This is a genomic window from Mycobacterium sp. GA-1199, assembly GCF_001500045.1.
GTDB lineage: Bacteria > Actinomycetota > Actinomycetes > Mycobacteriales > Mycobacteriaceae > Mycobacterium.
In genome coordinates, this window is record NZ_LQIX01000003.1 from 1 (window position 1) to 12,602 (window position 12,602).

9 protein-coding genes are annotated in these 12,602 nt (G+C 68.1%); 4 read left to right on the top strand and 5 right to left on the bottom strand.

Annotated elements, in window-relative coordinates; all coding sequences use genetic code 11:
* Nucleotides 1-171: 171 nt before the first annotated feature.
* Genes treZ through sucT form a run of 4 tightly spaced genes read right to left on the bottom strand, consistent with a single transcriptional unit; the run spans nucleotide 172 to nucleotide 8,546 of the window.
* A complete protein-coding gene (gene treZ, locus AU198_RS03795) occupies nucleotides 172-1,896 on the bottom strand; it encodes a malto-oligosyltrehalose trehalohydrolase (RefSeq protein WP_064346176.1) in 1,725 nt (574 codons plus the stop codon).
* Nucleotides 1,889-4,180 carry a malto-oligosyltrehalose synthase gene (treY, locus tag AU198_RS03800; protein WP_064346284.1) on the bottom strand — a complete coding sequence of 764 codons (2,292 nt, stop codon included), beginning with the start codon at nucleotides 4,178-4,180 and terminating at the stop codon, nucleotides 1,889-1,891. The genes treZ and treY overlap by 8 nt, the downstream gene beginning before the upstream one ends.
* Before the next feature lie 11 nt (nucleotides 4,181-4,191).
* On the bottom strand, nucleotides 4,192-6,369 hold the full coding sequence (gene glgX, locus AU198_RS03805; protein WP_064346285.1) for a glycogen debranching protein GlgX: 2,178 nt from the start codon (nucleotides 6,367-6,369) through the stop codon (nucleotides 4,192-4,194).
* Nucleotides 6,369-8,546 (bottom strand): acetyltransferase SucT, encoded by a 2,178-nt coding sequence (gene sucT / locus AU198_RS03810; protein ID WP_064346177.1) that lies wholly within the window; start codon nucleotides 8,544-8,546, stop codon nucleotides 6,369-6,371. Before sucT ends, glgX begins: the two co-directional genes overlap by 1 nt.
* A gap of 23 nt (nucleotides 8,547-8,569) precedes the next feature.
* Between sucT and AU198_RS03815 the strand changes: the two genes are divergently transcribed.
* The 4 genes from AU198_RS03815 to AU198_RS03830 all read left to right on the top strand — a co-directional run bounded on the left by AU198_RS03815 (nucleotide 8,570) and on the right by AU198_RS03830 (nucleotide 12,263).
* Nucleotides 8,570-9,859: an adenosylmethionine--8-amino-7-oxononanoate transaminase gene (locus tag AU198_RS03815; RefSeq protein WP_064346178.1), complete on the top strand. Its 1,290-nt coding sequence runs from the start codon at nucleotides 8,570-8,572 to the stop codon at nucleotides 9,857-9,859.
* A gap of 69 nt (nucleotides 9,860-9,928) precedes the next feature.
* A complete protein-coding gene (locus AU198_RS03820; protein ID WP_064346179.1) occupies nucleotides 9,929-11,077 on the top strand; it encodes an 8-amino-7-oxononanoate synthase in 1,149 nt (382 codons plus the stop codon).
* On the top strand, nucleotides 11,074-11,739 hold the full coding sequence (gene bioD / locus AU198_RS03825; RefSeq protein ID WP_064346180.1) for a dethiobiotin synthase: 666 nt from the start codon (nucleotides 11,074-11,076) through the stop codon (nucleotides 11,737-11,739). Before AU198_RS03820 ends, bioD begins: the two co-directional genes overlap by 4 nt.
* A gap of 2 nt (nucleotides 11,740-11,741) precedes the next feature.
* Nucleotides 11,742-12,263, top strand: a complete 522-nt coding sequence (locus AU198_RS03830) for a 2'-5' RNA ligase family protein (RefSeq protein WP_064346181.1) — start codon at nucleotides 11,742-11,744, stop codon at nucleotides 12,261-12,263.
* On the opposite strand, the gene AU198_RS03835 is transcribed toward AU198_RS03830, so the two are convergent.
* Nucleotides 12,256-12,591: an MmcQ/YjbR family DNA-binding protein gene (locus AU198_RS03835; protein WP_064346182.1), complete on the bottom strand. Its 336-nt coding sequence runs from the start codon at nucleotides 12,589-12,591 to the stop codon at nucleotides 12,256-12,258. The two genes, AU198_RS03830 and AU198_RS03835, sit on opposite strands and share 8 nt — an antisense overlap.
* Between the last annotated feature and the right edge of the window lie 11 nt (nucleotides 12,592-12,602).

The following is a 12,602-nucleotide window of genomic DNA, read 5'->3' on the forward strand; positions in this document are numbered from 1 at the left end:
CACGCCGACCGCCAAACCGGCATCCCCGGCCGTACAGCCATCACTGACATGACCCCAAAACTCGCGCACAACAAAGGTAAGAGGTGGAAGCGGCACAACAACACTCCTCAATCAAAACGAGTGCTGTTGCATCGACCCCCTGAACCGAAGGCCGCCGTGTAGCGAATAAGTTCAGTTTCGGCGGATGACAGCGAAGGAGTGCCCCGGCACCCGCGTCGAATCCGCTCCGACCGTCGGCTGATCCCACGCCAGCACCACCTCGCCGGTGACCGGAACGTCGACCTCATCGGCGCCGAGATTGCATGCGATCGAGAACGACCCGCGGTGCATCACGATCCAGCGCCGGGCTTCGTCGTAGTCGATCTTGAGGTTGTCCAGCCACGGGTCGGCCATGTCGGGCTCGTTGTGCCGCAACGCGATCAGCTCGCGGTACACCCGCCGCAGCCGGCCGTGGTCACCCTCGTCGATCTCGTCCCACTTCAGCTTCGAGCGCAAAAAGGTCTCGGGGTCCTGCGGATCGGGGATCTCGTCGGCGTCCCAGCCGTGCTCGGCGAACTCGCGCTTGCGGCCCTCGGCCGTGGCGCGCGCCAGTTCCGGCTCGGGGTGTGAGCTGAAGAACTGGAAGGGCGACGACGACCCCCATTCCTCACCCATGAAAAGCATGGCCGTGTAAGGGCTTCCGAGTGCCAAGGCGGCTTTGACGGCGAGCTGGCCGGACGTCAGGTTCTGCGACGGGCGATCGCCGACCGCCCGGTTGCCCACCTGATCGTGGGTCAGCGTGTAGGCCAGCAGCCGGGTGGCGGGGATGGTGGTGGTGTCCAACGGACGCCCGTGTCTGCGGTGCCGGAACGACGAGTACGTGCCCGCGTGGTAGTAACCGTTCTTCAGCGTCGCGGCCAGCGCCTCGAGCGTGCCGAAATCGTTGTAGTAGCCCTGCTGTTCGCCGGATACCGCGGAGTGGATCGCGTGGTGGATGTCGTCGTCCCACTGCGCGGTCATCCCCAGTCCACCCTGGTCGCGGGGCGTGATGAGCCGCGGATCGTTGAGGTCGCTCTCGGCGATCAACGACAGCGGCCGGCCCAACTCCGCTGCCAGCGCATCGGTTTCGGCCGACAGCTCTTCGAGGATGTGGATCGCCGTCGTGTCGACGAGCGCGTGCACCGCGTCCAGGCGCAGTCCGTCGGCGTGGAAGTCGCGCATCCAGCGCAGCGCGCAGTCGATGATGTAGCGCCGCACCTCGTCGGCGTCGGCGTCGGCGATGTTGATCGACTCACCCCACGGATTGCTACCGCTGGACAGGTAGGGCCCGAACTTGGGCAGGTAGTTCCCCGACGGGCCCAAGTGGTTGAACACGGCGTCGATCAGCACCCCGAGTCCGCGTTGGTGGCAGGCGTCGATCAGGCGCACCAGCGCGTCGGGTCCGCCGTAGGGTTCGTGTACCGCGTACCAGAGCACACCGTCGTAACCCCACCCGTGGGTCCCGCCGAACGCGTTGACCGGCATCAGCTCGACGAGGTCGACGCCGAGATCGACGAGGTAGTCGAGCTTGTCGATCACCGCGTCGAATGTGCCTTCGGGGGTGAAGGTTCCAACGTGCAGCTCGTAGATCACCGCACCCTCGATCGAGCGGCCTGCCCAGTCGCCGTCCGTCCATGCCGTCGGATCGGGTTGCCACAGCTGCGATCTCTCGTGCACGCCGTCGGGCTGACGGGGGGAGCGGGGATCGGGGAGCACCTTCGGGTCGTCGTCGAGGACGAAGCCGTAGCGTGCGTCGGACGCGGCCTCGACCTCGGCGCGCCACCACCCCTCGGCCGCCGGGGTCATGTCATGCAGTGTGCCGTCGACGTCGAGCCGGACCCGTTGCGGTCGCGGCGCCCACACGCTGAATTCAGCCATCGACCCGCTCCAACAGTACGACCGGCAGGTCGGTGAAGAGTTCGGCGGCCAGCACCCGCCCGTGGTGTCGACGCCCGCCGATGCGGTCCGCCCAGGTGCCCGGGGGCAGGGCGACAGCGGTGTCCGCCCAACCGGTTTCGGAGAGCCGCACCGAATGCCGGGTGACCGCGGTCAGGACATCGTCACCGCGCAGGAACGCCACGAGGTGTTGCGCCGCGGGCCCGTCGGCCAGCACGGGGGTGTAGCCGCCGGTCGAAAACGTTGTCGGCCGCTCCTTTCGGACGGCCAGCGCGGCGGCGGCCACCCGCAGCTTGGGATGGCGCATCGCCTGCAGCGCATCGCGGCGAGCCGCGTAGTCGACGGGCCGGCGGTTGTCCGGGTCGACCAGGCTGTCCTCCCACAGCTCGGTGCCCTGGTAGACGTCGGGCACGCCGGGCGCGGTGAGCGCCAACAGTTTCTGGCCGAGCGCGTCGCTGCGGGCATGCAGGTCGAGCCGCGCGACCAAACCAGACATCTCCGTGGCCACCGGGCCATCGATCACGGCGTCCAGCCAGGCGTGTAGGCGGGTCTCGAAGTCGTCGTCCGGATCGTTCCAGGTGGTGTGCGCCGCGGCTTCGCGGATGGCCTTCTCCGCATAGGCATGCAGTCGCTCACGCAACTCGTCGCTCACGCTGCCGTCGGCCGGCCAGACCCCAAACATGTTCTGCAGCAGGAAGAAACCGGTTGTACGGTCGGGAGCCGGGGTGCGTTGCTCCCACGCGGTGACATACTCGGCCCACAGTGACGGAACCTGCGACAGCACTCCGATGCGCGCGCGGACGTCCTCACCGCGCTTGGTGTCGTGGGTGGTCAGCGCGACCATCGCGTCGGGCCACATCCGTGCGCGCACCGCGGCCCGCTGGTGGAACTCGGCGACGCTGACCCCGAAATGGTGCGGTTCGGAACCGACCTCGTTGAGCGAGACCAGTCGCGCGTCGCGGTAGAACAGGCAGTCCTCCATCGATTTCGCCGTCGCCGCGCCGCACAGCTGCTGCAACCGGACCTCGGCCTCCTTGCTGACCGCCAGCGCGGTTGCGATCAGCGCCAGTGGCTCAGCCAATTCCGGTTCCGCGGAGGCTGTTTCAGCGAGCGCGCTGGGCAGGACACCCGACAGCGAGCGGTAGTCGGAGCGGTAGACGTCGATGCGGCTGAGCAGAGCGGCGATCGCTGCGGGGAGGTCGTGGTGGTCGGTGCCGGTGGCGCTGACCATGGTGCGGCGCAACCGGGCCAGCTCACTGCCCAGGGTCTCGGTCACCGCATTCGCCTTGAGGGTGCGCGCGAGATCCGGCATCGAACTGTAGGCCAAGCCGGTGGAGTCGAACAGGTTGGTCAGCGCCTCCTCGCCCGAGGGATCGATGAACACCCCGCCGATCTCCCGCATCGCGTCGTAGCCGGTGGTGCCGGCCACCGGCAGCGTCGGCTCCAGCGGCTCGTCTGCGGCCAGGATCTTCTCGATCACGATCCAGGCGTCGGGGCCGGTGAGTTCACGCAGCCAGGAAAGATATCCGGCGGGGTTCGACAGCCCATCCGGGTGATCGATGCGGATGCCGCCGACCAACCCCTCGTCGAACCACCGTTTCACTTCGGCGTGGGTGGCGTCGAAAACGGCGCGGTCCTCCTGGCGCAATCCGGCCAACGAGGTGATCGAAAAGAAACGGCGATAGCCGCAGACCCCGTTCTTCCAACCGATCAGGTGATAGTGCTGGCGAGCGTGCACCTGCGGACCGGTCCCGTTCTCGGTGCCGGGCGCGATGGGGTAGACGAGGTCGCCGAGGCGCAGCACGGGCTCGGCGCCGCTGGTGTCGACCTCGAGATCGTCGGCGTCGTCGTCGGATCCGAGCACCGGCAGCACGACGCGCCCGCCGTCGAGATCCCAATCGACATCAAAGAAGGACGCGTAGGCCGATGCGCGTCCGTGCTTGAGGACGTCCCACCACCAGGCGTTCTGCCGCGGTTTCTCCACACCCACGTGGTTGGGCACGATATCGACGATCAAGCCGATGCCTTTGTCGCGGGCCGCGCGCGACAAGCGTGCGAACCCCTCGGGCCCGCCGAGCTCGGCGGACACCGTCGTCGGGTCGGTGACGTCGTAGCCGTGCGTGGACCCTTCGGCCGCGGTGAGGATCGGCGACAGGTACAGATGGGACACGCCGAGCGCCGAGTAGTAATCGAGCAGTTTCTCGGCATCGGCGAATGTGAAAGAGTCGCCCCGCATCTGGAGGCGGTACGTCGACTGGACCGGCATCTGTAGCGCCATCAGGCCGTCTTGCGCATGACCAGCAGCGAGCGCGCCGGCAGCGAGATCTTCTCGCCGGCCTTGGCCACCAGCTCGGTGGACCCGGTGGTGTCCGCCGTGTCCAGCGCCGCGGTCCACTCCTTCGCGTAGTCGCCCGACGGAGTGACGAAGTCCTGTGGACGGTCATGGGCGTTGAAGCACAACAGGAATGAGTCGTCGACGACTCGCTCCCCGCGTTCGTTCGGCGCCGCGATGGCGTCACCGTTGAGGAACACCGCAACACATTTACCCAGTCCCGTACCCCAGTCTTCCAGGGTCATCTCCTCACCGGCGGGAGTCAGCCACGCGATGTCACGGACCTGATCGCCGCTGCGGATCGGCTTGCCCTCGAAGAATCTGCGCCTGCGGAAGACCGGGTGGTCTGTGCGCAGCTGAGTGACCTTGCGGGTGAACTCGAGCAGGTCGGCGTTCTTCTCGCACAGCGACCAGTCCATCCAGGAGATCTCGGAGTCCTGGCAGTACACGTTGTTGTTGCCCCGCTGGGTGCGGCCGATCTCGTCGCCGTGCGAGATCATCGGCGTGCCCTGCGAAACCATCAGCGTGCCCATGATGTTGCGCATCTGCTTACCGCGCAGCGCCATAATGTCCGGATCGTCCGTTGGGCCCTCGACACCGCAGTTCCACGACCGGTTGTGGCTCTCGCCGTCGCGGTTGTCCTCGCCGTTGGCCTCGTTGTGTTTCTCGTTGTAAGACACCAGGTCGTTCAACGTGAAGCCGTCGTGGCAGGTGACGAAGTTGATGCTCGCGCTGGGGCGCCGGCCGGTCGCCTCGTAGAGGTCGGATGAACCGGTCAGCCGCGATGCGAACTCGCCGAGGGTTGCGGGCTCGCCCCGCCAGTAATCACGCACAGTGTCGCGATACTTCCCGTTCCACTCGGTCCACAAACCTGGGAAATTGCCGACCTGGTAGCCGCCTTCGCCGACGTCCCACGGTTCGGCGATCAGCTTGACCTGGCTGACCACCGGATCCTGTTGCACCAGGTCGAAAAACGCGCTCAGGCGGTCGACATCATAGAACTCGCGGGCCAGGGTGGCGGCCAGGTCGAACCGGAACCCGTCGACGTGCATCTCCATCACCCAGTACCGCAACGAGTCCATGATCAGCTGCAGGGTGTGCGGGTGGCGGGCGTTGAGGCTGTTGCCGGTCCCGGTGAAGTCCTTGTACAGCCGGAGATCACCGTCGAGCAGCCGGTAGTAGGCGGCGTTGTCGATGCCCCGGAAGTTCAGCGTCGGGCCGAGATGGTTGCCCTCGGCGGTGTGGTTGTAGACCACGTCGAGGATGACCTCGATCCCGGCCTCGTGGAACGCCCGGACCATGGTCTTGAACTCGGCGACCGCGCCGCCGGCATGCTTGTTCGCGGCGTATTCGTGGTGCGGCGCGAAGAACCCGAAAGTGTTGTAGCCCCAGTAGTTTCGCAGCCCGAGGTCGACGAGCCGGTGATCGTGGAGGAACTGGTGCACCGGCATCAGTTCGATGGCGGTCACGTTCAGCGACTTGAGGTGGTCGATGATCACCGGGTGGTGCAGGCCCGCGTAGGTGCCGCGGAGTCCCTCGGGGATACCCGGATGCCGCTGGGTCATGCCCTTGACGTGGGCCTCGTAGATCACCGTCTCGTGATAGGGCGTGCGCGGTGCGCGGTCCGAGGCCCAGTCGAAGTACGGGTTGATCACGACGCTGGTCATGGTGTGCCCGAGCGAGTCGACGCCCGGCGGGGTACCGCCGGACGCGAGATCCTCGGCGTTCAGGTCGTAGGAGAACAGCGCCTGGGAGAACTCGAAGTCACCGTGGAACGACTTGCCGTACGGGTCGAGCAGCAGCTTGCTCGGATCGCACCGGTGGCCCGCCGCGGGATCCCACGGGCCGTGCACGCGAAAGCCGTAGCGCTGTCCCGGGGTGACCGTCGGCAGGTAGCAGTGCCAGACGTAGCCGTCGACCTCTTCGAGGTTGATCCGCTGCTCGCTGCCGTCCTTGCCGATCAGGCACAGTTCGACCCGGTCGGCCACCTCGGAGAACACCGAGAAGTTGGTGCCCGCGCCGTCGTAGGTCGCGCCCAGGGGATACGCCGCTCCCGGCCAGACGGTGGGTACGGAAGCCTCCGGTCCTCCTCGCGTGCGGGAAGCCGGTTCGCCGGAAGGCATCAGCCAACCCACCAACCGGTGGCGGCGGCGATCTGACGGCCGAGTTCGGGGGCCATCGTGCGCATATACGTCTTCGAGATGTGATGAGCGTCGTGGTAGAGCAACACATTCCCCTCCACGGCTCGGCAAATCTCCTTGCGGCACACCGCATCACTCATGTCGAGCGGCTTCATCAGCGGGAACCGCTCGACGAAATCGAGTGTCGGGTTGCGCTCCGAGAGTACGTCGGATCGCCGTGTTCCACAGGAGATGGCGTCACCGCCGTCGGCGAGGCAGTCAGCGGCGAAGAACGGTTCACCGTTGCGGACCAGCCAGGGCGTGTCCCGCATGGCGAGGATCGGGATGTTGTTGTCGGACAATTCCTGCCAGATGCCGACATAGGTCGCGGGCATCACGTCACCGGCCCTGATGTTCCAGGGCCGCGTGGAGGTGGTGAAGACGTAGTCGGGCCGGTCGGCCACGATCTTGGCCATCACCCGCTTGTTCCACTCATGGCACTTCGGGTACGGGCGATTGTCGCCCATCACCAGCGGCACCTCTTCGGTGGTCAACGGGCACCCCATCTTCAGATAGGTGACGATCTTGAAGTGGTGCCGTTTGCCGAGCAGGTCGAGCGCGGTGACCCAGTGTTCGGCGTGCGATCCGCCGGCCAGCGCGATCGTGCGCTTGGCGTGCTTGTCGCCGTAGGTGCAGTTGATCACGTCGACGGTTTCGAAGTCGCTGATGCACCCGTCCTCGGTGGTCTCCGGCAGGTCGTTCTTCGCCTCGAGCACGCTGGGGCGCATCGGGAGCTTGGGCACCCTGGCGTTGCTCAGCAGCGCGGCGGCGCCGGGGTAGTCCTGGGTCGAGAGCGACACGAGTTCGGCCCCGTTGGTGCGCTGGACGAGCACATGCTCCCGCCAGGTGAACGAGGTGACGGTCAACGCGACACCCAGCAGGGCGACCACGGACCCCAGCACCACCGGCGGCCTGCGCCGGCGCGCCTTCTTCGGCGCGACCGTGCGCTGGGCGGAGGCACTGCGGTAGCGCAGCGGGTTCTCCACGTACTTGGTGGTCAGCCACGCCAGCACCCCGGACACCAGCAGAACCACCGCCCCTTCGACGAAGGTGGCGCGGCTGTGCCCGGTGTAGGACAGCCAGAAGATCAGCAGCGGCCAGTGCCAGAGATACAGCGAGTAGGCCATCGCGCCCAGCGATACGAAGGGCGCCGACGCGAGCAGGCGGTTGGGCAGCGGCATCCGGCCCGCGGTGTGCGGGTCGGCCACCCGGTTCGCCGCCGACAGGATGAACAGGACGGTGGCGCCGACCGGGACCAGCGCCCACGGCCCGGGGAACTCCCTGACGCCGTCGATCAGCGCGCCGCACGCCAGGATCGCCGCCAGCGCCACCACCGCGGCCGTCGTCCGCAGCCACATCGGCATCCGCAGATGTGTCACGAGCGCACCCACCAGCGCCCCGAGCAGCAGTTCCCACGCCCTGGCGAAGCTGTTGTAGTACGCGGTGGCCTGGTCGGCGTTGTGGGCGTAGACGGCGTAGACGAACGACGCGATGGTCAGCACGCTGAGCAGCACGACGAACGCCACCCGCGTGTACCGGCCGAAGACCCGTCGAAACAGCAAGGCGGACAAGAAGATTATCGCCAGGAACGCGATGTAGAACTGGCCCTGCACCGACATCGACCAGATGTGCTGCAGCGGGCTCACCGCCTCGCCCGCGCGCAGGTAGTTCGACGCGGAGTTGGCGAGTTCCCAGTTCTGGAAGTACCCGAGGCTGGCCAGGCTCTGGTCGGCGAAGGTCTCCCAGCGCGTCTGCGGCTGGATCAGCACGGTCAGCACCGCGGACGCCGCGAGCACGACCACCAGCGCGGGCAGCAACCGCCGGATCAGCCGCGACACCTCGGGCCCGGGCCGCAGCGACACACCCGGCGTCATCGCCGCGCGCAGCAGGCGTCCGCCGAAGAAGAAGCCCGACAACGCGAGGAACACGTCCACACCGCCGGACACCCGGCCGAACCACACGTGAAAGACGGCGACGAGCGCGATCGCGATGCCGCGCAAACCGTCGAGATCGTGCCGGTAGGCCGCTGAAGAGCGGGTGCCGCTCGAAACTTTCGCGGCGCGCGACGGACGTCCCGGATAACGGACGGGCGCCGACCGGGCAGGGGCGAGGGTCATCATGGTCGACCGATAATCTACCGAAGGTGCCGGGACTGACGCCTGCCGAGATCGGTGCGATCGACGCCGCCCACGTCTGGCATCCCTATAGCACGATCGGCGCGGAAGCCTTGGCCCCCGTCGTCGCGGTCGGGGCCCGCGGCGCCTGGCTCACACTTCATCACGAGGGCCGCGAGCTGCAGGTTCTCGATGCGATGGCTTCGTGGTGGACCGCGATCCACGGCCATGGGCATCCGGTGCTCGACGCCGCCGTCACCGATCAGCTCGCCACCATGAATCACGTCATGTTCGGTGGGCTCACCCACGAACCGGCCGCGCGGCTCGCGCAGTTGCTCGTCGAGATCACCCCCGACGGCCTGGACACCGTGTTCTTCAGCGACTCGGGATCGGTATCGGTCGAGGTCGCCGTGAAGATGGCGCTGCAGTACTGGCGGAGCCTGGGGCGGGGCGCCAAACATCGCCTGATGACGTGGCGCGGGGGATACCACGGCGACACCTTCACCCCGATGAGCGTGTGCGACCCGGACGGCGGGATGCACGCATTGTGGACCGATGTGCTGATGGCGCAGGAGTTCGCGCCGCCGGTGCCGCGCGACTACGACGCCGGATACATCGAGGCGTTCGAGAGGCAGTTGGCCCAACACGCCGACGAACTGGCCGCGGTGATCGTCGAACCCGTCGTGCAGGGCGCGGGCGGGATGCGTTTCCACGACCCTCGGTACCTCGCCTCGCTTCGCGATATCTGCTCACGGCACGAGGTGCTGCTGATCTTCGACGAGATCGCGACCGGCTTCGGCCGCACCGGTGAACTGTTCGCCGCCGACCACGCGGGCGTGAGCCCCGACATCATGTGCGTCGGCAAGGCGCTGACCGGCGGCTACATCACGTTGGCGGCGACCCTGTGCACGCGCGAAATCGCCGACACGATCAGCTCGAATGAGCCCGGCGCGTTGATGCATGGCCCCACCTTCATGGCCAACGCGCTGGCGTGCGCGGTCGCGGTCGCCGCGGTCGAGCTGCTGGTCGGCCAGGACTGGCGGACGCGGGTGCGCGAGATCGAGGCGGGACTGCGTTCGGGGCTGGCCGCCGCCTCGTCGCTGCCCGGTGTGGCCGACGTGCGGGTGCTCGGCGCCATCGGGGTCGTCGAGATGGACCGACCCGTCGACCTGAAGGTCGCGACGCCCGCGGCCCTGGAGCACGGGCTGTGGCTGCGCCCGTTCCGCAACCTCATCTACGCGATGCCGCCGTACATCTGCACGCCCGAAGAGATCGCGCAGATCACCGCGGGGATGGTGGCCGTCGCCCGGGCGGTGTGAACCGCATTTGTGCCGTCGCGCGCAGGTGACTTAACCTGAACGCTGTTCAAGTCCGATGCGAGGAGCACGGTGACGCGCGCAGGTCTCTCACCGCTGGCGTGGCTCGACGATGTCGAAAGGCAGCGGCGCGCCGCGGGTCTGCGCCGTTCCCTGCGTCCGCGGCCACCGGTCGGCACCGAACTCGACCTGGCCTCCAACGACTATCTGGGCCTGTCGCAGCACCCCGCGGTCATCGACGGCGGGGTGGCCGCATTGCGGACCTGGGGTGCGGGTTCCACCGGATCACGGCTGGTGACCGGAAACACCGAACTGCACGAAGGTTTCGAGCGGGCGCTGGCCGAGTTCGTCGGCGCGGAGTCAGCGCTGGTGTTCTCCTCCGGCTACACCGCCAACCTCGGCGCGGTCGTCGCGCTGTCGGGTGCCGGGTCGCTGCTGGTGTCCGACGCCCTCACCCACGCGTCGTTGGTCGACGCGTGCCGGTTGTCGCGGGCGCGAGTCGTCGTCACGCCCCATCGTGACGTCGCCGCGGTGGAGGCGGCGCTGTCGGCGCGCGGTGAGGAGCGTGCGGTGGTGCTGACGGACTCCGTCTTCTCCGCCGATGGCGACCTAGCCCCGTTGCGCGCCCTGCACGACGTATGTCGGCACCACGGCGCACTGCTGATCGTCGACGAGGCCCACGGTCTGGGCGTCCGCGGCACGGGCGGACGCGGGCTGTTGCACGAAGTCGGTTTGGCGGGTGCGCCCGACATCGTGATGACGACGACGCTGTCCAAGGCGCTGGGCAGTCAAGGCGGCGTGGTGCTGGGCCCGGAGGCCGTGCGCGATCACCTGATCGACGCGGCGCGGCCGTTCATCTTCGACACCGGACTCGCGCCCGCCGCCGTCGGTGCGGCCTGGGCGGCACTCGACATCCTGATCGCCGAGCCGTGGCGCGCAGCGGCCGTGATCGACCGCGCCGCGGAACTCGCGTCGATCTGCGCGGTGCCCGAGCGGCCCGAATCGGCCGTCGTGTCGGTGATTCTCGGTGACCCCGAGGTCGCCTTCGGCGCCGCGGTGGCGTGCCTGGATCGCGGTGTCCGGGTGGGGTGCTTCCGCCCTCCGACGGTGCCCGCAGGCACTTCGCGGCTGCGACTGACCGCCCGGGCGTCGCTGACCGACGACGAGATGCAGTTGGCGGGCGAGGTGCTCACCGACGTGCTGGCGACCGCGCGCCGGTGAGCACGCTCCTCGTCACGGGCACCGACACCGGCGTCGGGAAGACGGTCGCCACCGCCGCCCTGGCATGCCATGCCCGGCTTGCGGGCATCGATGTCGCGGTGTGCAAACCCGTCCAGACCGGCAGTCCCCGCGACGACGACCTCGCCGACGTCGGGCGGCTCTCGGGTGGGACGCGGCTGCACGGCGGATGGCGGTATCCCGAGCCGCTGGCGCCCGTCGCGGCCGCGCGAAGAGCGGGGATGACGCTGCCGACGCGCGCCGAACTCGTCGAATCGGTGCAATCGGTGACCGCGTCGCTGACCCTCGTCGAGGGGGCCGGCGGGTTGCTCGTCGAAATCGGAGCGGGAGCGACGCTGCGCGACGTCGCGGCCGAGCTGGGCGCGCCGGTGCTGGTCGTCGTCTCCGCCGGCCTGGGCACGCTCAATCACACCGCGTTGACACTGGAAGCCCTTGCCAGCAAAGGCATTTCGTGTGCCGGATTGGTAATCGGCGCATGGCCGTCCGCGCCGGGTGTCGCCGAGCAGGGCAACCTCGAGGCGCTGGCCGAGCTGGCTCCCGTGCGGGCGATCCTGCCTGCGGGTGCCGGGGCACTGACCGCTGCGGAGTTCGAGCGCATGAGCGCCGGCGCCTTCGACCCCGCGTGGGTCCGAAGTCTGGTGTAGGCATGGTGCATTCCGTCGAGCTGATCTTCGATCCGGACACCGACGCGAAGATCCGCGCTGTCTGGGACGACCTCACGCGCGCCGGGATCCGCAGTCAGGCCAGCAACACGTCGCCGAGCAATCGGCCGCACATCACGGTGACCGTCGCCGAGAACATCGACGAGGCGGCCAATACCGCATTACGTCCGGTGCTGAAGCGGCTCCCGCTGACCTGCACCATCGGAGCGCCGATGCTGTTCGGCGGCCGCGTGTTCACCCTGGTGCGACTGGTGGTGCCCTCGGAGGAACTGCTGGCGTTGCACCGCCACGTGCACGACCTGTGCCTGCCGCACATGCCGGCCGGCGTCCTGGGCCACGCCGATCCGGGGCAGTGGACGCCGCACGTGACGCTGGCCCGTCGCGTCGGGCCCGACAAGCTTCCCACCGCGCTGACGCTCAAGTCTGTGGGGCGCGAACTGCGAGGTACGGTGACCGGCCTGCGTCATTGGGACGGCGACAACCGGGTCGAGTATCCGATCAGCTGACCGTTGCGCCAACACTTTTCGGCACGCACATCCGCCAACCGTCGATCACCAGCTCGCGTAGTTCGTCGTAGGCGATCGCGTCGAGCCTGACCAGAATCCAGTTGAACCGCATCTCCGACTTGCGCGGCAACGCGAACTTGTCGGGCTCGGCGGCCACCATCGCGGCCCGCTCCTCCTTGGGGAAGGCGACCCCCATCACCGTCTCGTCGCGCGAGAACGCGACGTAGACCAGGCGCCCCGCCCGAAACCTGACGCTGTCGCGGACCACCGCCTCGGATGACCGCGGCAACGCGGCGGTGATGCGCCGCACGTCGTCGACGGTGATCACTGCTCCGATCC